Consider the following 20,328-nt stretch of genomic DNA (forward strand, 5'->3'; position numbering starts at 1 on the left):
TCGCCAATTAATATAAATGGTTTGTTATTTTATGATTAAAGAGTCCATAGCTTTTCTGAAAATCCCGTAAGAATCAAGTCTTTTCTGATGATCATAAATATGAGAATTGATGATAAGCTCGTCTACATTGAATTTTTCCTGGAAGTCTTTTAATTTTTTTTCAATTTCAGATTGATCCCCGATAAAACTGTATCTCAATTTCTGTAGCACAGCCGATTTTTCCATAGGCGACCATATATCATCCATATCCGCCACAGGAGGAGCAAATGGCTTTCTATCATTTCTGATAATATTAAGAAATGCCTGAAATAATGTGGTAGAAAGCTGATGAGCCTCTTCTGAAGTTTCTGCGGCAGTTCCATTCACACAGGCCATAATATAAGGCTTGTCAAGCTGTTTGGATGGCTCAAAATGTTCTCTGTAAATACTGAAAGCCATTTCCATCTGTTCAGGGGCAAAATGTCCCGCAAAAGCATATGGAAGGCCCAATTCTGCTGCAAGCCATGCACTGTCAGTACTCGAACCCAGGATATACAGTGGAATATCCAGTCCCTCACCAGGAATCGCACGAACTAAAGAGTTGGAATTTTCTTTGGAAAAATATCTTTGCAGTTCCAGAATCTGTCTGGGAAATTGTTCGTTGATAATTGCAGGATTCCTTCCCAGCGCCTGGGCGGTAATGCCATCCGTTCCGGGAGCCCTTCCAAGCCCAAGATCAATCCTGCCTGGGAATAAAGACTCAAGTGTCCCGAATTGTTCGGCGATGACCAGTGAACTGTGATTGGGAAGCATAACCCCTCCCGACCCTACTCTTATTTTTTGGGTTCCATTTGCAATAAAACCAATAAGAACAGAGGTAGCCGAACTGGCTATGCTTGCCATATTATGGTGTTCTGCCAGCCAAAATCTTTTATAATTGATATTTTCAGCATAATTTGCCAGGGACAGACTGTCCTGAAAGGTATCGTGGATGCTTTTTCCCTGCTTTACCGGAGCAAGATCCAAAACAGATATTTCAAAATTTTTCATAGATGATCATTATTTTCTAAAGAAGATCTGAAACCTCCTTTGCCAATTTCGTAATTATAAATTGAGATTTAAAAACATACAAATTTACCACATAAAAACTGCATTAGTTACTTTTTGTAATTGATAAGTCTGATGACCTATTTCAGGCAAAAACTATTAAAAAATCCTTATCCGTACCTCTTATGGATTTTCTAGAAATGAGATCGAAAAATACTTTTCCAAATCCCCTTTTTAAAAGCCTGTAGCATCAAAAAAATCAACAATAAGTAAAATTTATATTGCATCCATATAAATAAATCATATATAAGAGAAATAAAATATTAAATTTGTATATGATCCTATCATATTGGATCATAGTTTAATACCACAAAAAATATTATTATGAAAAAACGATTTGAAAAAACATTCTTAAGCAGAATGTTAACCAAAAGAAATCTATCGATCAGCCTGATTGTTGCCTTGATTCTTACATCATGCAGTAAAAACAATGAAGAAATGATGACGGAAGCACAAACTGATGCTTTCAATTCAGCTAACATTAAACAGGGCAAATTAGGAGGACAGGTTATTACCTACGAGAGAAAGAATGGAATGAATTTTTTCCAGGGAGACATCGTGTTGTCCGATAAACAATTAGCGGAAGATAATTCTGCAAATAAAGGTGGAGCAACTTTGTCAAGGTGGCCGAATGGCAAAATTTATTATACCGTAGCCAGCAATATGGGGTCTATTAATGCAAATAAGATTACTTCTGCAGTCAATGAGTATAATACAAAAACCAATACCCAATGGATTCCCCGTACCAATCAATCCAATTATGTAGAATTTATTTTCGGAAGCTCTTCCGGATATGACGGGTGGGCTCATATCGGATACCAGGGAGGTAAACAAAACATCTCATTGGATCAGAATATTTCTACGGCGTCAGTGATCCATGAAATGGGACATACTGTAGGGCTTTATCATGAGCACTGCCGTAAAGACCGGGATCAATATGTAAGCATCCAATGGGATAATATCCAAAGCGGACAAGCTTACAATTTCAATATTTATAATTCAGGAACAGATATCGGGCCTTTCAATATTAATTCAGTGATGATGTACTGGCCAACCTCGTATTCTAAAAATGGATTACCTACCATTAAAAAAGCGGATAATACCAATTTCACCTACAACAGGACAGGCTTTACGACAGGAGACATCAATACGATCAATGCAATGTATCCTTAATTTTCAATATGCTATAGACAGGAAAAGAATTCTTAGGAATTCTTTTCCTTTTTGTAATTATAGTGGTTGATAAGAATTCTTATTTCATTAAATTCAAAATCATTCGGCAAAGCATTCTTCCATTCCGTCAATGTCTCGTGCGGTTTCTGGTAAAATTCTTTTTCAAAAGCTTTAATCTTATCTGAAGTAATGACTCTGGAGATATCCAGTAAACCCTGTTCTGCAAATTTCGCCAGGTGCCCGATAACGGTTTCTTTTACAAGCCCTCTTTCCAGTGAGATTTCACCAATTGTTTTTCCTTGCTCAAATAGTTGAAAGGTAAGCACCTGAGATGGAACTTTGGCAATTTTCAGGCTGACCTCCTGGTTGTTTTTCTCATCCAGAAGTTTAGTATCCAGCAAATGAATATCTTTCAGGCTATTCAGGTATTCTTCAATATCTTCCAGCCAGTCTTTAAATTCTTCATTATATTGCTTAAGTCCTTTTGCTCCTTTTATTTCAGCATAAAAATCTTTCAAAGGATTAAAAACCTTGTCACGTATCTCGGTAAAAAAGAAATTAACAGCCCCTTTTGCCTTATTTTCAATTTCAGACCATTCCTCTTTCTTATCAAGAAGAAGCTCTATTTTTTGAGTTAATACCCTTTCCAGTTTTCCAAAAATCTTTCCAAGCTGAACGATTTCATGCTTTAGCTGAAGATAGAGCTGGTTGGTTTTTACATGATCAATATTTTTTGTAGCGACAGACAGCTTATTCCATTCTTCAACTTCTTTCAGAAACCATAAACTATCAATTGTACGAAGCACTTTTTTAATACTGTAATCGTATTTTTCTCTGTTTAAAATATCTTCTACATGATCATTAGCAAAAGTGTCGCCCTGGAATTGAAGTATCCTCGTATCTTTAAATATGACTTCAGGAGTAATTTTTGATTTTAAAACAATCCCCTCCAACGTCCTGCATCGTGATAATGCAACATACACCTGCCCTGCCGTAAAACTTTTCCCGGCATCAATAATTACCTTATCAAAGGTTAATCCCTGGCTTTTGTGGATGGTAACTGCCCATGCCAGTTTTATAGGAAATTGCTCAAAGCTTCCTAAAACCTCTTCTTTAATATTTTTATCAGTATCCAGGAAATATTTCTTCTGTTCCCATACTTCTCTTTTGACGACGATTTCTCTTTCACTTCCTTCTAAAGCTACACGAATCTCATTTTCATCAAGTCCCACAATTTCCCCCAGCTTTCCATTAAAATATTTCTTTTCGGGAGAAACATCATTTCTGATAAACATAATCTGAGCTCCTATCTTCAGCTCCAGAAACTGATCATTCGGAAACTGGTTTTCTTTAAATTCCCCAAAGAGTTTCGCTTCATAAGTGCTGGGATCAACTTTTATTTCTGCGAGTTTTTTCTGATTGATCTCATCTGCCATTTTATTGTGAGAACACAGATAGACATATGAATCCTGTCCCGTTTCGAAATCGGGGTCATACCTCTCATTAAGATGTTCAAAATCAATATTGGCGATATCGCCATCCCGGATAGCATTCAGGATTTCCAGAAATTCCTGATCGGACTGACGGTAGACTTTTGTCAATTCAATAGTAATCAAAGGAATTTCCTTGATTGCAAGGCTATCGAAAAAGAACGGAGACTGATAATACATCTTCAGAATATGTTCATCTCTTACCACCGGCGGAAGCTGATACAAGTCTCCAATGAACAGCATCTGAACCCCTCCGAATCTTTGATTGTTTCTTCTGACAAATCTTAGAGAAAAGTCCATCATGTCCAGGACATCAGCTCTGAGCATCGAGACCTCATCGATGATGATAATTTCTATTTCCCTTAAAAGCTTGAGTTTATCCTTACGGTACTTAAAATGAGGCATCAGATCAGCAATATTATTTGCTAAACTTCCATCGATTCTTTCTGTGGTAGGTAAAAATGTTCGTAATGGCAGCCCAAACATGGAATGAATGGTAACTCCACCTGCATTAATGGCAGCAATCCCTGTAGGTGCTATCACAATGTGCTTCTTCTTGGTCCTTTTTACAAAATCATTCAGAAAAGTTGTTTTACCTGTTCCTGCTTTTCCGGTGAGGAAAACACTTCTGTTGGTGTGCTCTATTATGTCAAAAAAATGATTGTTCATCGTCTTCAAAATTACGGAAAATGAATTTGAAATCCTTCTTGTGGCATAACTTTTGAGTTCGTTTTTTAAAGATAAAAACTAATATGGGAAAAGTACCCTCGAAGATTTCTGTGATATCACTATGTATAACAATGGCTTTGGCTTCTTGTGGCACAAAAAATATGACAGATAATTTACCTAAAGATATTTCAGAAAGACCCGCTGATGAAAACAGCAAGAAATATGATGAAGTTCAATTGGAAAAAGCAAAAGCAGTAGTAGAATCAGAAATTGCCAAGGAAAAATGCAGTAATCCTGATGACTGGAAAATAGCACCGATGGGAGCAAAAGCTTGTGGTGGTCCTAAATTTTACATTGCTTATCCTAAGGTTTCAGAAGAGCAGATTTTACCTTTAATAGAAGGTTATAATAAGAAAGAAGCAGAGTTTAATACCAAATATGGTATTACTTCGGATTGTTCTGTAATTGCGGAACCCAAGGGCATAAAATGCAAGAATGGAAAAGCCGAGCTTATATTTGAAGGACAATAAAACAATATTTTTATACACGAACAGGAGTTTTTACTAAGGATAAAAAAATGCTCTGTCAGATGACAGAGCATTTTTTTATATCATATTTTTAATCTTATTCCTTATACCATGAGGAATACTTCACATAATTATCGGCAATCCTGTTAACCTCTCCTTCAAGCAACTGGGAGGAAATATCTTTTATTTTCCTGGCTGGTACGCCTCCCCATACTTCTCCGGATTTAATATGCGTTCCCTGAGTAACAACCGATCCTGCACCAATTATTGAATTTTCTTCCACAAGGCAGTCATCCATCACAATTGCTCCCATTCCGATCAGAACGTTATCCTGAACCGTACATCCGTGCACAATGGCGTTATGCCCTATAGAAACGTTATTTCCTATAACCAATGGATATTTTTCATATGTACAGTGTAGCATGACGTTATCCTGGACATTTACCTTATCCCCCATTTTTATGTAGTTAACATCTCCCCGTATTACTGCATTATACCATACACTGCATTCTTTTCCCATAGTAACATCTCCAATGATAGTTGCCGTTTCTGCCAGAAAAGTATTTTCCCCTATTTGTGGTGCTTTGCCCAAAAGTTCTTTTATAAGTGCCATATTGTTAATTTGATATTTTGAAAATGAGTAACTTCTGAAATCAGGTGAAGCAATCTCTATTTTTAAATTACAGTGATAGCAAAAATCTAACTTCTTCCTTCTCCCTCCTAATTTCTAATTGCGTATTTTTGTATCTCAAATTTAACGAAAAAATGCGTAAGATACTTATAGAGCCAACAGAAAACCCAAAAGTGATGAAATTTGTTGCTGATTACAATTTGATTCCCGGGTCTCTTGAATTGGACAGAAGTTCAGATATTTCAGAAATTCCTATTGCCCAGGAACTTTTCAACTACCCTTTTGTAGAGAGAATTTTCATTACGGCTAATTTTGTAGCTGTTGCAAAACAAGATACTGTAGAGTGGGAGCATGTTGCTGAAAGTCTGAAAAATGTAATTGAAGATGAATTGCTTGCTAACCCAAGGGTTTACCTTCAGAAGAAAAAGGAAATGTATCAGATCTATGCAGAGATGACTCCTAATCCTAATGTGATGAAATTTGTTTCCAGCAAATTATTACTGGATGGTTTTGTAGAGGTTAAATCAAGAACTGAAGCTGATGGAGTTCCTTTAGCTCAGGCTATCTTTAAGGAATTTGATTTTGCTAAAGAAGTATTTATCTCTGATAATTTCGTTGCAGTAACAAGAAACGATTCTGTAGAATGGCATCAGGTTATGATGGCTGTACGCGGGCTTATTGCTGAATATCTTCAGAACGGGGGTGAGATTTCAAACCTTGAACCTCAGAAGCACGAGAATCCGGTAGAAAAAATCATCAACAGAGATTATACGGATGATGAACAGAAAATCTCTGATATATTAAATGAATACGTTGCACCTGCAGTGGAAAATGATGGCGGGAAAATTTCATTAATGGAATATGACGAAGCCAACAAAACAGCGAAAATGCTGTTACAGGGTGCATGTTCAGGATGTCCAAGTTCTACTGCTACCCTAAAAAACGGGATCGAAAATATTTTAAAACAATTCGTTCCTGATTTGGTAGAAAGAGTGGAAGCTGTAAATGGATAATTGATGTCTGGAGGAAAGAAAATCGTAGTAATCATTGGTAGTGCCACAAAGAACTCAAGTAATTGGAAACTTATACAGCAAGCCATTAAAACGAGCAGCATTGATTTCGAGATTTACGACGATCTTTCCATTTTTCCTCATTTTGACACGCAACAAACGGATCATAATACACCTGTAGAAATTTTAAAGATCAGAGAAGATATTAAAGGTTCTGCAGGTGTATTATTTTCTACACCGGAATATATTTTCAGTATTCCAAGCAGATTAAAAAACCTTCTGGAATGGTGTGTATCCACTACGATCTTTTCTGAAAAACCTGTGGCTGTTATTACAGCTTCGGCTCAGGGAGAAAAAGCACATGAAGAACTTTTACTGATTTTAAGAACACTCGGTGCTGCAACGGAGAGTGATCATCAACTCCTTATAAAAGGGATCAAAGGTAAATTTGATGAAAATGGTAACATTGAAAATAATACCTTTGCGATGATATCAAAATTGATGATCAGTTTCGAAAACTCTATTTTTCATAATTAAAATAAAAAAATTGGCTAAAAAAGGAATTTTACTTGTAAATCTTGGTTCTCCCAAATCTACAGCTGTAAACGATGTAAAGGAATATCTTGACGAGTTTTTAATGGACGAAAGGGTTATAGATTATCGCTGGATTTTCAGAGCTCTCCTTGTGCGTGGTATTATACTCAATACAAGACCGGCCAAATCTGCTGAAGCTTACAAAACCGTATGGACAGATGAGGGTTCACCATTGATAGTGATCACTGAGAAGATTCAGAAGAAGTTACAGAAGTTGGTTGACGTACCTGTGGAAATCGGAATGCGATATGCACAGCCGAGTATCGAAGCCGGAATTCAAAAACTGGTTGATCAGGGAGTTTCCGAAATTGTTCTTTTCCCATTGTATCCTCAATATGCTATGAGTACGACGGAAACGGTGATTGAAAAGGCAGAAGAAGTAAGAAAGAAAACTTTCCCTACTGTAAAGATCAATTATATCCAGCCTTTTTACGATAGAGATATTTATATCAACTGTTTAGCAGAAAGTATCAAGGAAAAACTTCCTGAAAATTTCGATGCCTTGCAGTTTTCATATCATGGAGTTCCGGAAAGACATATCTATAAAACAGACCCTTCCCACACGTGTAAGATCGATGATTCCAACTGCATTAACAGTACAATAGAAGCCCATAATGCCCGTTGCTACAGACATCAGTGCTATAAGACCACTGAAACTGTTATTGCAAAAATGGGATTACCCAAAGAAAAAACCATTGTTTCATTTCAGTCCAGACTGGGAAAGGATAAGTGGATAGAACCTTATACTGATGAAACGTTAGAAACAATCCCTAAAAAAGGAGTCAAAAATCTGGCTATTGTTTGCCCGGCATTCGTTTCAGATTGTCTTGAAACCCTGGAAGAAATTTCAGTAGAAGGCAAAGAACAGTTTTTACATGGCGGTGGAGAAAACTTCCATTATATACCGTGTTTAAATGATGAAGATCGATGGATTGAAGTGGTAAAAACGCTATGTGAAGAAAAACTGAATGAATTCTATTTCGTATAAAATTCAGATCAATACAATAAAAGAAAGGACATAAGAAATTCTTATGTCCTTTCTGTAATTAAATATATTAAGATTATTTTTTGATTAAATTCCCAGCTTTCTGGCCATTAACCACTACAACATATACTCCAGGAAGCATTGTAGATGGAATCTGTAAACCAAGTTTATTAACCCCGTCTGTAAGCTCTACTTTTTCAGAAATTTCTTTCTTACCTGTTAAGCTTACTACCTCAACAACTCCTTTTCCTGCTTTACCTTCAAATATTACTGTAAATTTATCAGTCGCCGGATTTGGACTAATGGTGTATAGCGAAGTATTTGGCTCAGCAACAGCACGTCCTACAGAGGAAGTACCACCACCAACTCCTACGGCATTCCAGGCATTGGTTACCTGAGTAACTTCATTACTACCTGTACCATAAAGATCTGCTGCAGCTTGTAATGAAGAAGTTCTTGCATTGGCATAAGTAGATGAAGAAGTAAGGTAAGAGGTCAATGTTCTGTAAGCGATAGCTCCGGCTTTATCCAATCCTATTCCCGAAACATTATATGCAAAACCATTATCATTAGTTCCTGAACCACCGGTTACTAACAAGTAATACCAAAAGTTAAGAACTCCTGAATTGGTATGTACTCCACAATAGTCGTTATATCCAGGTAAATTAGGATTTCCCTGAGGAGTACAAGAGCTGCTCGCATCTTTCCAATACGTTCCTTTATACGTATCAGGCTGACGGTAAGCATTAGGATTAGACATATCTCTAATGACATAATTAAAATCTTCTCCTAATTTCCAGCTTGCCTGTGAAGGTCTCGCCCATAATTCTATTGAATTTCCAAATACATCTGAGAAACCTTCATTTAACGCACCTGACTCCCTTTGGTAGGCAAGGTTTGCAGTTTTAGAAGTCATTCCATGGGTAATTTCGTGCCCACAAACATCCAGAGCAGTTAGTGGCAATCCGCCAGTGGTATTAGATGCGCCATCACCATATGTCATTCTGGATCCGTCCCAAAATGCATTTGTATAATTGGTAGAATAGTGAACATAAGATTTTATAGCAAAATTATTGTTGTCAATACTTTTTCTGTTAAATTTTGTGTACAAGTAGTCTAAAGTTGCTTCTGCTCCCCAGTGGGCATCAGTAGCATACTGATCTTTATTGGCATTTACATTATTCCAATTGTTATCAGTATCCGTAAAATCTACAGCAGCAGAATAATTAGTTCCTTTCTTTAAATTATACGTTTCTACAGCAGTCCCTGCACCACTCCCTGCATTTCTTCCGGTTTCTCTCAATCTGTAACTTCCATTATACGAATCTGCAACAATACTTCGGTTTCCGCTATACCCTGTAGTAGCAGTTCCCGGAGCGTTCACATCATGAATTATTGCATCAGTTCCCAGGATCTTCCCGTTCTTAGCGTCTACAAAAACATACTGTCTGCTCAATGGCTTTTCCGCATAAATATCAAACTTATAGGCTAATTTCAAATCACGAAGCTTTTCATCAGTAGGATCTGAGTAATAAACCAACTCTGCCTTTGGGGCAAAGCTTGCGTTAGGATCATTGGATTCTTTTTTAATAAAATCCTCTTCCTCCTTATTCTGCCATTTGTACGAATCCGCTCCCACAAATGATAATGCATTTTGCAATGCTATATCCTCGGAAATATTCGTACTTTTTTCAATCTTCTCAGGAACTTTAAGAATCCATTTTCCAGATTCTCCTACAATTTTTCCACCCTTGGTCTGAACAGCTATTGTTCCATATTCTACAGGAATGTTATTAACAGTTTGTTGGAATCTATGGGTTTCAAATCCCAACCTGTCCTTTTCTGTGCTGAGTTTTTTGGCTTCAGCTGGGATATACCTTTGAGAAGCTTCATCAAACAAAACCGGACTTCCCTGAAAAGAAGGCCCATTTTTATCAAATCTTAAAAACTCTGCGTGTAACCCGTTTTTACCAGAAATCAGTTTTGACGGTTTGTCCTGCCCAAATACGAAAGAGCAAGCGGCAATACTTGCCACTAAGATAAATTTTGTTTTCATAAAAATATTTATTAAATGGTCTAGCGAATTTATAGACTTTTTACAATAAAAAAAATAAACCATTGAAAAAAAATCAATTTATATGGTAAATCCATAAATAAAATACAATGTGTTTTTTCAATAAAAAAAAATTAATTAATTATTATTTCAAATCATAACTTCTTTTTTATTAATAAATTAAGTTAAAAATCATGCACAAGTGAAATATTTTTTCGATATGCTATGCATATTAATTGTTTGGTAAAATATTAGTGAAATTTCTTAAAAATCCTTATCTACAAATGGTTTTTTAAAAAAAAATAGCCATCTCAAATGAGATGGCCAATTTTTTAACCGTAGAGATATTATATGCTATTGATTAAATTTTTAATATAAATTATTTTCCGATTGGGGTTCTGAACTCTCCATATCCCATCAGACCATCATAATTTCTTCCAAAAGGAGCATAATATAGAAATGCCTGATATAGATTCTCTGTTTGCCAGAAGTTTCCGTTGATTTCACCAAAATTTAAGGTTCCATTACTCTCTTTTGTTGCGAGAATGTAGTTGTAGAAGCCCTGCTTAAGAAAGATCTTCGCCACATATTTCTTAGCCGCAACATCATATTGCATTTGATTCAGTTTGCTAGGCATAAAATTATTGAAACCTCCCAATACATAAATTTCCTTGTCTACAGGATCTGAGTCCAAAGAGAAATATACCCATGAATAATCCGCTTCCCTTTCTGCATTTCTTTCAAGCCCCAGGTCATTTCTCCTGAAGTAATAAGCTCCGTTTACATCAGGCTGGTATTGGTAATTCAAAGGAAAAGCCCACACCGGATGTAGGTATGTTTGATTAACTCCGTCTTTTACTTCCGTAGCTCGAACCATATCAGCAGCCATATTCATGTTTTTATTATCAAAATAATAAAACTCATTATTTCCGGGGAACGTGAGGCTCATTTGTTGGAAAAGTAATTTATTCCCAAGAGTGGAGCTCGGCTTCAGATTATTAACAGCCACATTGGGATTGTTATTCTGCATGACATTCAATGTCATTGAATTTACATTTGACGACAGATCATTTCCTTTTGCTAACGCCTGCACCTCTACCCTTTGATTGATGTTCGGGTTTTTATCAGTGATCCTCGATACATTTAAGGCCAGGGAAACATTGTCTTCAACCAAATAAAATCTTCTTTTAAAAAGAGGTTTATCCGCAGAATCTTTGTACACAATCAGTTCAAAATTTCCGGAGATCTTCGGTTGTATTTTATCATTAGGAAACACGAGTTTATAGTGGGTATAAGCCTGAAGCGTATTGAATGAATATTCAAATTTATCCAATAAGCCATTAAGACTTCCATTAGCAATTTCCGTAAAGAAAAGATTATCATCATTCCAGTTGCGGTCATAGTGTTTTATGGTATATCTGTAGATCTCACTGGCATTTGTAAGATCATCAAAACTAAGAACCAATGTCTGATTAAAGTTGATCACAGGAGTTTCATCATTGGTTTGGGGATTAAAAAGCTGAATGCTCTGGATGTTCTGTCCGAACACCCATCCCCCTAAAGAAAGTAAAAGTAGTCGCAATGTTTTCATTATGACGAAGATAACGAAAAATCACCACTTTCTTAGGAATATCGTATTTTTGGATAAAAAAACAATCAGAATATGCTGAAGATCCAAGCCTTTGTATTCAACTTTGCAAGCGAAAACACCTACATCTTATATAATGAACATAAAAATGCCTGGTTAATTGATCCGGGAAACATGAATGAGCAGGAAACCAGCCTTATCAGTAATTTCATTAAGGATAACGACTTAAAAATTCAAAAAATACTTCTCACCCATGCCCATATTGACCATGTTTTTGGTTTGCAGTGGGCATATGACACGTTTAACCTTCCCGTACATATGCATCAGCAGGATCAGGAAATTCTGGATATGCTTCAGATGAGCGGAATGAGGTTTGGAATTAATATTGACCCTATAAAAGTAGAGGTTCAATATATCAATGATGGCGACGAACTGGACTTTGATGGTGAAAAATTCAAAATCTATCATGTTCCCGGGCATTCTCCCGGAAGCATTGTTTTCCACAACGAAAAACAGAAATTCATGATTTCCGGAGATGTTTTGTTTGAAGGAAGTATTGGAAGAACAGATCTGTATAAAGGAAATTACGAACAGCTGATCACCGGAATTAAAACCAAACTTTTTGTATTAGATGAAGAGACCCAGGTTTTTTCAGGTCACGGAAATCCAACGACCATTGGTTTTGAAAAACAATATAATCCCTTTTTGAAATAATATTAGCAATATCTTTATTCATAGATTTTAGTCATAACACTCAATAAAAAAACCGTCAGACTGTTCTGACGGTTTTTACATATATGAGAGATAGATCTAGAAATCAAATGTTACGGATGCTCTCACTGCAGCACCCATGATCGGTCTTGCCATTCTTATATCTCCGGTTCCTGTAAGCGGAGATCTTGGATCTCCTTCAGTAATACCTATGGTATTGAAAATATTGGTTCCGTCAACTGCAAAACGGATATTACCTAACTGATAGGAGGTTCCTGCCCCTACCTCACTGAATGAAGGCAAAATATTTTTATCACTGTTCGCCTCATCCTGGAAACGCTTTCCATAATAATTATAGCTCACATATGCTCTCCACTGCTTCGTAATATTAACGGCAGGGGAAATATTAAAATAGAATTTGGGAATCCTTCTTACCTGATTACCATCGTAATCAAATGTTGATCCGTCGGCATTTCTTCCTGTGAAATCCTTGTATTTCGGGTTTTGGAAAGTTCCATTGAATGATAATTCCAAAAGGTTATTGAATAATCTGGCAAATCCTTCAAGCTCAACTCCAATGTTTGTTGTATTTGCAAATTTATTTTCTGAAGTTCCGTCAGAATATACATCTGTAAAAGAAAGGTTTTTCAGAGTTGAATAAAACGGGATAACTCCAATGTCGAATGTACGGGTGTAATACTTATATCCAATTTCCAATTGATTGGTTTGTACCGGTTTGATCTGGCTCAGGTCTGCCATATTGTTATAATATGATTCTTCATTAGGAGATCTAAACCCATTTGAGAAGCGGGCATAAACCGCATTTTCTTTATTGATCTTATAGTTGGAAGCTACTGTAAAAGATACTCTGTTAACATCGTAATTCCAGTATTTGTATTTATTTCCCAGTACAGACATATTGTCATCGGCTGTCGTAGTAGCAAAACTATGAGTTCCATCTGTCGTTAATCCAGAATTATTCAGATTTGCTGTTGTTGTATTTACTCCATATCCTTTATAATAATCACGGCTGTAACGAATTCCTCCGTTAAAGCTTAAATTATCTGTAATATTATAATCCAGATTTAAGTAAACATCATTCAAACTTCCCTGGATTTGAGAATCCCTCACAAGAAAAGACATATCTGTAACACCGTTATAAGTTTTAGAATATCCTACATCAGTAGGGCTCAATGAGGTATCTACCAGATTAAGAAGCTGAGGCCTGTCTGTGGCTGTGGTCAAAATATTGCTCCAGTTCCAGTATTGATGAGACTTCCAGTTTGATTTATAAAATCCGGCCGTTACATTTCCTTTATCAAATTTATAATTGAACTGTAAATCATTGACAAAATTATTCATCTGCTTATCAATCGCCCAGAATCCTAGCTTCTGCACATACTGCGGATTTACAAGAGCCCCGTTGCTTACCAGAGAATATTGATAATTATTTCCCGCAATTCCGTTGCTGTTGGCAAAAGCACCTGCCTGTTGAGGTGCTCCCGCAGGAAATATACCGGTATAATTCATATTGATATTCGTATATCTTGTCTTGTTCAAAACGGTAAAATTGTTTCCAAGATCATATTTGAATTCAGCGCCTACGACATCTACTTTCGGATGAATTCCGTCTTCCAGATTTCTTCTGAAGAAACCTCCTCCGGGCTGTGGAATATTCAGCTGGCTGATGGATCGGTAACTGTATGTCCCGTAATTAGCATCGAAGCCAGGAAATTCTTTCAGGTCATTTCCATTCTGTACTAATGGAATCGGTAAGAAAAAGGTATTTCTGTCATCAAGTTTCTTATAATATACTTTTGCGTAACCTTTATCAAATACATATTTTAAGTTCATCCTGATCTGTCCCCCGTCATTGGCCTTAAACCCTGTTTTCCTGATTCCGCTGTCCGTTCTGTAAAACCCTCCGATATTAAAGAACAATTTATCCTGTACCAAAGCGCCACCTACGTTTACATCAGTACGCATTAATCCATAAGTACTTGTTTCCAGTTTAGCACTTCCCCGGAAATCATTGGTTCCTTCTCTTGTAATAAAGTTGATTAGCCCACCGGGAGAATTGTTAGCATAAATTGATCCCGAACCTCCTCTTAATGCTTCCAGTCGGTTTACAGAATTGTCAACCCGGAAGAAGTTGTCAGCATTGGCAAACTGCAAAGCTCCATCTTCAAAAACCGGTAATCCATCTTCCTGTACCTGAACAAATTCGTATGCTCCGGCAGAAGGAATTCCTCTTGCGAAAAGGTTATTTCCCACTTCCCCACCAGAAGTTTCAACAGCAAAACCCGGAACACGCTGCAGCAATGCCGCTGCACTGATAGGATTTTGTTTTTGGATTTCTTTTGCACTGAACGTAGAAATTGCCGTACTTGATTCTATTTTCTTTTTCGGGTTTGCATTACCCGTGATAACTACCTGATCAATAGATCCTGTTCTGGTAGAATCCTTAACCGTTTCCTGTGCATACGCATTATTAAAATATAGCGTAGCGACTCCTGCGAGTAAAAAGATTGATTTTTTTTTCATGCCCATATAGAATTTAATTATTGTTTTAATTTTAAATAGACTCCGTTTGTCCAACCAAATCCATCCTGATTAGGGTACTCTCCTCCTCCGGCTATCGCTTCATTGTCTAATGCATTGTATTTTTCCATAAGTTTACCTGTATTCGCATAAACTCTCTCGACATTAGAGCACCAGTTGTTTTTTATATCATTAGCTAATTGTGTAAATCCATAATTTTTCATCGAAACAAACCCAAGCCATTGGTAAGGTGCCCAGGCATTCGGTAGATCCCATTGTTGGCCGGAACGTTTTGTTGTCGTAACGAGACCGCCTTTGTAAAGAAATTTTTCAGCGATAATTTCGGAAACCGCCTTTGCCTGTTCATCGCTGGCCAGACCTAAAAATAATGGATAAAGAGCAGCAATATGTTCGGACACTGTATTTTTGTGTTTCTTAATATGATAATCTTTGTAAGTCCGGGCATCCTGATCCCAGAAATATGTATCAATTACCTGTCTCCTTTTTGCTGCCCTTTCACTGAAATATTTTTCTTTTTCTTTAAAATGTTTAAGACCTGAAGCTTTCGCCAAAGTTTTTTCAAGATGCCACAAAAGGCAATTAACATCTATCTGCGAGATGTTCAGGGTTTCTATACTTTGTATGGTTTCCCCGTCTGAAAACCATCTGCTGGAAAAATCCCATCCGGACTCACAGCCACTTCTGATGTTTCTGTAGAACTCTTCTCCCGGAGCATTTTCATGATCTTCAATATCGATCAGGTAACTCTCGGGACGGGGTGTATTTTCAGCATCATAATATCTGTTCAGGATATCACCATTGTAGGTTTTCAACACCCTTTTGCTTTGGGTATCATTGTTTAAACCTTCTTCTCCATCCATCCAGAATTCATATTCTTTTTCAAGGGTATCATAATATTCGATATAAACATTTTCATCCCCTGTACTCTCTGCAAGCAGATCAAGCATCAATGAAAAGTAAGGGGGCTGCGAACGGCTTAAGAAATGGGTCCTGCTCGCATTAGGAACAAATCCTATATTTCGAATTAAATAAGAACAGTTCTCAACGATATTTTTCATCATTTCAACCCTTCCAGAAACCTGCAATCCAAGCATAATAAAATAACTATCCCAATAAAAAAACTCATTGAACCGCCCTCCCGGAACGATATAAGGTTTTGGAAGCTTTAAAAGTGTTCCTCTTTCTTCATAAGCTGTCCTGGTAAGCTCATCCCATAGTTTTTCTATATGCTGATCAATCGGCAAATGATCCTCCCGTTGGATAGATACTGTGGCACCCAAAAAATCAAAGTTGGAAAGTACAAAAGCTTTAAGATCAAAATCTGGTGCAACTCTTTCCTTTTCATACTTCTCGTTGATTTCTGCGACAGGAAATAAAGGTACTGCATCTGTCATCATCTTTTGATCTTCAAAGATCCTTGATCTTTGGACATCATCAAAAAGTGCCTGAATATCCCTGATATAAAGTTGTGTATTCATTCTATTTTTTAGGGTTTATTTTTAATTTATTCATAATAACAGCTGATATGATCAACAGTGAGAGTGGTATCAATGAAAGATAAAAAGCACGCTGCCCGCTGAATTCCTGAAATACAAAACCGGTGATGATCGAACCTATCGTTCCTCCAATTGCGGAAAAAACAACAATAAGCCCGGACATTGCACTATGTAAATATTTAGGTATGGATGCTAAAATAACAGAATTGATACTCGGGTAGATCGGAGCCAACAGACCTCCCATAAGGGGAAACAGATAGACTACAACCGGGGCATTGAACCATGTTGTACCTGTACTGATTTCAATGTTATGGGTTAGGGGTAAAACAAATAGTAAGCTTACGGCAAAACCTATCACACAAAATGACACAACATAAATCCAGCTGAATTTCTTGGAAAAGAAACCCGATAAAAACCTTCCCAATGCAAATGCTCCGGCTAAAACAGCCCCTGCCTGTATACTCATCGAAGTGGGTAATCTCAGGATCTCCTTATAAAAAGTGGGTGTCCAGGTTTGAAAACTCTGCTCCACTAAGACAAACAGAAAAGCACACACAAGAAAAAACAATACTTTTTTGTAACTGAATAAGCTTATGCTATTCTTAATATCTCCTAGTAAATCTGTCGTTTCACTTCTGGCTTCCTTCTCATTTAACCTTGAGAAGAATAAAAACAAAAACGACAGAGCAGACAATGCACCCAGGACCCAATATACATTAAGCCAATGTGTGGATCTTGGATTATGATCATCAATAAATAAACTAAAAAGTACATTTCCCGCTAATACACCGATCATGAAAAAGCCTTCTAGAAAACCCATAAAACTGGAATGTTCTTTATCAGTATTGGTCACAAGCCCGATGGATGTAAAAACTGAAATTTTAATCAATGCAAAGGAAACTCCTACAATGGCAAATAACAATTTGAAAAACCAGAATGCATTTGAAAAAGGCATGATAAAGCACATCCCACTAACCAGAAAAAGAGCAATCAGCATGGAATTTTTAATTCCGATTTTGGGTAAGAATGAAGCAAGAATAAAGGAGCAGATAGCAATAGGTAGATCTTTAAAACCCTCCAAAACACTCGCTGAGGATTTTGAAATCCCGAAATTCTGCTGGATCTGCAGGATCACCGTTCCTACTGAGTTCAGAAGAATGGCAAAAACAAAATAGTTTAAAAACAGAATAGCCTTTATGTTGAAATTTCGCATTAAATTAATTTCTTGTTGGCTAAGATAGAAGCATTTGCCTTAACGTTAATTTAACATAGTAAATATATATTTGAACTATATTAATATAATTATTATTTTTATACCATAAATATCATTAATCTAATGAAAGTTAGCTTTGAAAGAGTTTTACCTAATGAGAAAAGCTCCTTTCGCACATTACATAATAACTCCCCCATTTCTGAATTTAAATGGGAATATCACTACCATCCCGAAATTGAATTGGTGTGCGTAATTTCCGGGAGTGGAACCCGGCACGTAGGCTATCACAAAAGCAATTATTCAAATGGAGATCTGGTACTGATAGGTTCGAATATTCCCCATTCCGGATTTGGTCTGAATTCCATTGATCCACATGAGGAAATAGTCCTTCAGTTCCGTGAAGAGATATTACAATTCCCTGAACAGGAAATAGAAGCACGCTCTGTTAAAAACTTACTGGAGCTTTCCAAATATGGAATTCATTTCAGCCCGGCTACAAAAAATGCATTACTGCCTAAGCTGAAAAAAATGCTGGAAACTGAAGGCTATAAAAGATATCTGCTTTTGCTTGATATTCTTTTTGATCTTTCTACCCGTAAGGATTATAATCTGCTCAATAAAGAGATTATGCCTTACACAATCATTTCAAAAAATAAGGCCAGGCTTGAAAATATATTCACCTATGTGGAACATCACTACGATAAGGACATCAATATAGAAGACGTCGCAAAGCTTGCCAATCTTACGCTTCCGGCATTTTGCAATTTCTTCAAAAAAGCTACACAAATTACTTTTACAGAGTTTGTCAACCGTTACCGTATTAACAAAGCCTGCCTGCTGATGGTTCAGGATAAAAGCATTTCGGAATGCTGTTACAGCTGTGGTTTCAACAATGTAACTTATTTTAACAGGATGTTCAAAAAATACACCGAGCAAACACCTTCAGAGTTTATCAGGAATTCTTCACATGAGAAGATTGAGAGCGTGGACCCACCTCTAAAAGTAGTTCAGAAATCTTTTTAGATATTTATACTTACACAAATAAAAAAGCCATTCCAAAAAGGAACAGCTTTACTATCTTATCATTATAATATGTTGAAAAGAAAATATAAAATTCAGGTTTGAATTTCAATCCCTATTTCAATTCAATAATTATTTCCATTTGATGTTACATCCCATGCTTGGTCTTTGAATCTCTTCCTGTGGTTCTCCCAACAGAAGGTTTTCAAAAGCAATGATCAGGTCTTCACCTGTAACATCTTTGTGATTTCCAGGTCTTGAATCATCCATCTGACCTCTGTAAACAAGATCCAGTTTATCATCAAAGAAATAAAAATCCGGAGTACATGCTGCATCATAAGCCTTAGCAATACTTTGACTTTCATCATATAAATAAGGAAAATCAAATTTTCTTTCAATCTGGAACTCGATCATTTTTTCAGGAGAATCTGCGGGATACTTTTCAATGTCGTTTGCATTTATAGCTATAAACTCAATCCCCTTTTCTTGATAGTCTTCATACAGCTCATTAATCTTATCGATTACATGCAAAACAAACGGACAATGGTTGCACATAAAGATCACCAACGTTCCTTTTTCTCCTTTCAGATCATCCAATGACTGAATTTCATTACTTTTTGACGGATTAGGAAGTTCAAAAAACGGAGCTCTTGTTCCTAATGCCAACATATTTGAGGGAGTATTCATATCCTTTATTTCTTTGCCTACAAAGATAAAATTTCTTTTATGATTGGGCAATTCAGGTTTTTATAAAGTTCAGTTAAATGTTAAAATAAAAATATTATTCAATATTATTTGGAAGTTACAAGTTAATATTCGTAGTTTTGCTAACGCTGTTAGTAAAAAAATATCATGGGATTACATGAACGCCGTCAAAGAGAAAAGGAGTCTATCCGTGCAAACATTTTGCAGGAGGCATTCACTTTGGCAAAAACAGAGGGCTGGGCTTCACTTTCCATTAGGAAAATAGCTGACGCGATTGAATACAGTGCTCCGGTTGTTTATGATTACTTTGAAAATAAAGAAGCTATTTTATTTGAGATTTCTTTAAATGGGTTTAAACTTTTACACAAAGAATTGGTAAAAGCTCAGAAAAAATATGACAGTCCTGAAGAGCAGCTTACTGCCATTGTAGATACATATTGGAAATTTGCTTTTAAAAATAAAGAATATTACCAGTTAATGTTTGGATTGGGAATGCAATGCAGTGGTAAAGGGCAAATGAAGGAAGAATTTTCTTCTTTCCAGGATATGATCTACGACTGTACATACAATATTATTAAGAAAAACGGATCTAATCCGGATAATGCATGCCATATGTCACATGCTTTGTTTTCTGCGGTACATGGTTTAATATCAATTATGATGATGCGTAATTCTGATATTCCTGCCACAATGAACAAAACTACCCTGGATGAAACAGTGGCAGCTTTTATTAAGTCTTTGTAAATTTTTTTTGAACCAAACCTTAACACCGTTAGGAAAAATAGCACAATTAAATTGGATTTTTAAACAAAATT

General features: G+C 36.4%; 17 protein-coding genes. 8 read left to right on the forward strand and 9 right to left on the reverse strand.

Going from position 1 to position 20,328, the window contains the following annotated elements:
• Positions 1-24: 24 nt before the first annotated feature.
• Complete coding sequence (locus PFY10_09540; protein WBV58689.1) at positions 25-1,029, reverse strand: LLM class flavin-dependent oxidoreductase; 1,005 nt, start codon at positions 1,027-1,029, stop codon at positions 25-27.
• A gap of 381 nt (positions 1,030-1,410) precedes the next feature.
• On the opposite strand from PFY10_09540, the gene PFY10_09545 reads away from it, so the two are divergent.
• Positions 1,411-2,259, forward strand: coding sequence for a M12 family metallopeptidase (locus PFY10_09545; GenBank protein ID WBV58690.1), 849 nt, complete (start codon positions 1,411-1,413; stop codon positions 2,257-2,259).
• Positions 2,260-2,291: 32 nt separating this feature from the next.
• Here PFY10_09545 and PFY10_09550 read toward each other — a convergent pair whose 3' ends face one another.
• The gene (locus PFY10_09550; GenBank protein ID WBV58691.1) at positions 2,292-4,418 is read right to left on the reverse strand and encodes a helix-turn-helix domain-containing protein; all 2,127 of its coding nucleotides are present in this window, start codon (positions 4,416-4,418) and stop codon (positions 2,292-2,294) included.
• Positions 4,419-4,579: 161 nt separating this feature from the next.
• On the opposite strand from PFY10_09550, the gene PFY10_09555 reads away from it, so the two are divergent.
• Positions 4,580-4,948, forward strand: a complete 369-nt coding sequence (locus tag PFY10_09555; protein ID WBV58692.1) for a hypothetical protein — start codon at positions 4,580-4,582, stop codon at positions 4,946-4,948.
• A 94-nt stretch (positions 4,949-5,042) separates the two neighbouring features.
• Here PFY10_09555 and PFY10_09560 read toward each other — a convergent pair whose 3' ends face one another.
• On the reverse strand, positions 5,043-5,558 hold the full coding sequence (locus PFY10_09560) for a gamma carbonic anhydrase family protein (protein ID WBV58693.1): 516 nt from the start codon (positions 5,556-5,558) through the stop codon (positions 5,043-5,045).
• Positions 5,559-5,710: 152 nt separating this feature from the next.
• On the opposite strand from PFY10_09560, the gene PFY10_09565 reads away from it, so the two are divergent.
• From PFY10_09565 to hemH, 3 genes are read left to right on the forward strand one after another with little or no spacing between them, the layout of a single operon-like run.
• Positions 5,711-6,589, forward strand: coding sequence for a NifU family protein (locus tag PFY10_09565; GenBank protein WBV58694.1), 879 nt, complete (start codon positions 5,711-5,713; stop codon positions 6,587-6,589).
• A 3-nt stretch (positions 6,590-6,592) separates the two neighbouring features.
• The gene (locus PFY10_09570) at positions 6,593-7,123 is read left to right on the forward strand and encodes an NAD(P)H-dependent oxidoreductase (protein ID WBV58695.1); all 531 of its coding nucleotides are present in this window, start codon (positions 6,593-6,595) and stop codon (positions 7,121-7,123) included.
• Between the two features lie 10 nt (positions 7,124-7,133).
• Positions 7,134-8,168 carry a ferrochelatase gene (gene hemH / locus PFY10_09575; GenBank protein WBV58696.1) on the forward strand — a complete coding sequence of 345 codons (1,035 nt, stop codon included), beginning with the start codon at positions 7,134-7,136 and terminating at the stop codon, positions 8,166-8,168.
• 73 nt (positions 8,169-8,241) lie between these two features.
• On the opposite strand, the gene PFY10_09580 is transcribed toward hemH, so the two are convergent.
• Together PFY10_09580 and PFY10_09585 are read right to left on the reverse strand one after the other, a co-directional pair.
• Positions 8,242-10,221 (reverse strand): M4 family metallopeptidase, encoded by a 1,980-nt coding sequence (locus PFY10_09580; GenBank protein ID WBV58697.1) that lies wholly within the window; start codon positions 10,219-10,221, stop codon positions 8,242-8,244.
• 376 nt (positions 10,222-10,597) lie between these two features.
• Positions 10,598-11,809: a DUF5103 domain-containing protein gene (locus PFY10_09585; protein ID WBV58698.1), complete on the reverse strand. Its 1,212-nt coding sequence runs from the start codon at positions 11,807-11,809 to the stop codon at positions 10,598-10,600.
• A gap of 72 nt (positions 11,810-11,881) precedes the next feature.
• Here PFY10_09585 and PFY10_09590 point away from each other — a divergent pair, with 72 nt between their 5' ends.
• A complete protein-coding gene (locus PFY10_09590; protein ID WBV58699.1) occupies positions 11,882-12,520 on the forward strand; it encodes an MBL fold metallo-hydrolase in 639 nt (212 codons plus the stop codon).
• Positions 12,521-12,616: 96 nt separating this feature from the next.
• Here PFY10_09590 and PFY10_09595 read toward each other — a convergent pair whose 3' ends face one another.
• From PFY10_09595 to PFY10_09605, 3 genes are read right to left on the reverse strand one after another with little or no spacing between them, the layout of a single operon-like run.
• Positions 12,617-15,061, reverse strand: coding sequence for a TonB-dependent receptor (locus tag PFY10_09595; protein WBV58700.1), 2,445 nt, complete (start codon positions 15,059-15,061; stop codon positions 12,617-12,619).
• Between the two features lie 17 nt (positions 15,062-15,078).
• Entirely contained in the window at positions 15,079-16,557 is a 1,479-nt protein-coding gene (locus tag PFY10_09600; protein ID WBV58701.1) for a trehalase family glycosidase, read from the reverse strand.
• Position 16,558: 1 nt separating this feature from the next.
• Complete coding sequence (locus PFY10_09605; GenBank protein WBV58702.1) at positions 16,559-17,788, reverse strand: MFS transporter; 1,230 nt, start codon at positions 17,786-17,788, stop codon at positions 16,559-16,561.
• 123 nt (positions 17,789-17,911) lie between these two features.
• Between PFY10_09605 and PFY10_09610 the strand changes: the two genes are divergently transcribed.
• Positions 17,912-18,811, forward strand: a complete 900-nt coding sequence (locus PFY10_09610) for an AraC family transcriptional regulator (GenBank protein WBV58703.1) — start codon at positions 17,912-17,914, stop codon at positions 18,809-18,811.
• A gap of 129 nt (positions 18,812-18,940) precedes the next feature.
• On the opposite strand, the gene PFY10_09615 is transcribed toward PFY10_09610, so the two are convergent.
• The gene (locus tag PFY10_09615; protein ID WBV58704.1) at positions 18,941-19,495 is read right to left on the reverse strand and encodes a thioredoxin family protein; all 555 of its coding nucleotides are present in this window, start codon (positions 19,493-19,495) and stop codon (positions 18,941-18,943) included.
• Positions 19,496-19,660: 165 nt separating this feature from the next.
• On the opposite strand from PFY10_09615, the gene PFY10_09620 reads away from it, so the two are divergent.
• Positions 19,661-20,257: a TetR/AcrR family transcriptional regulator gene (locus PFY10_09620; protein ID WBV58705.1), complete on the forward strand. Its 597-nt coding sequence runs from the start codon at positions 19,661-19,663 to the stop codon at positions 20,255-20,257.
• Positions 20,258-20,328 lie beyond the last annotated feature (71 nt).

Source organism: Chryseobacterium daecheongense, assembly GCA_027920525.1.
GTDB lineage: Bacteria > Bacteroidota > Bacteroidia > Flavobacteriales > Weeksellaceae > Chryseobacterium > Chryseobacterium proteolyticum.

Excerpts from the sequence above, each read along its gene's own strand:
- PFY10_09540 (WBV58689.1), bottom strand. The coding sequence starts at position 1,029 with ATGAAAAATTTTGAAATATCTGTTTTGGATCTTGCTCCGGTAAAGCAG.
- PFY10_09545 (WBV58690.1), top strand. The coding sequence starts at position 1,411 with ATGAAAAAACGATTTGAAAAAACATTCTTAAGCAGAATGTTAACCAAA.
- PFY10_09550 (WBV58691.1), bottom strand. The coding sequence starts at position 4,418 with ATGAACAATCATTTTTTTGACATAATAGAGCACACCAACAGAAGTGTT.
- PFY10_09555 (WBV58692.1), top strand. The coding sequence starts at position 4,580 with ATGACAGATAATTTACCTAAAGATATTTCAGAAAGACCCGCTGATGAA.
- PFY10_09560 (WBV58693.1), bottom strand. The coding sequence starts at position 5,558 with ATGGCACTTATAAAAGAACTTTTGGGCAAAGCACCACAAATAGGGGAA.
- PFY10_09565 (WBV58694.1), top strand. The coding sequence starts at position 5,711 with ATGCGTAAGATACTTATAGAGCCAACAGAAAACCCAAAAGTGATGAAA.
- PFY10_09570 (WBV58695.1), top strand. The coding sequence starts at position 6,593 with ATGTCTGGAGGAAAGAAAATCGTAGTAATCATTGGTAGTGCCACAAAG.
- PFY10_09580 (WBV58697.1), bottom strand. The coding sequence starts at position 10,221 with ATGAAAACAAAATTTATCTTAGTGGCAAGTATTGCCGCTTGCTCTTTC.
- PFY10_09585 (WBV58698.1), bottom strand. The coding sequence starts at position 11,809 with ATGAAAACATTGCGACTACTTTTACTTTCTTTAGGGGGATGGGTGTTC.
- PFY10_09590 (WBV58699.1), top strand. The coding sequence starts at position 11,882 with ATGCTGAAGATCCAAGCCTTTGTATTCAACTTTGCAAGCGAAAACACC.
- PFY10_09595 (WBV58700.1), bottom strand. The coding sequence starts at position 15,061 with ATGAAAAAAAAATCAATCTTTTTACTCGCAGGAGTCGCTACGCTATAT.
- PFY10_09600 (WBV58701.1), bottom strand. The coding sequence starts at position 16,557 with ATGAATACACAACTTTATATCAGGGATATTCAGGCACTTTTTGATGAT.
- PFY10_09605 (WBV58702.1), bottom strand. The coding sequence starts at position 17,788 with ATGCGAAATTTCAACATAAAGGCTATTCTGTTTTTAAACTATTTTGTT.
- PFY10_09610 (WBV58703.1), top strand. The coding sequence starts at position 17,912 with ATGAAAGTTAGCTTTGAAAGAGTTTTACCTAATGAGAAAAGCTCCTTT.
- PFY10_09615 (WBV58704.1), bottom strand. The coding sequence starts at position 19,495 with ATGAATACTCCCTCAAATATGTTGGCATTAGGAACAAGAGCTCCGTTT.
- PFY10_09620 (WBV58705.1), top strand. The coding sequence starts at position 19,661 with ATGGGATTACATGAACGCCGTCAAAGAGAAAAGGAGTCTATCCGTGCA.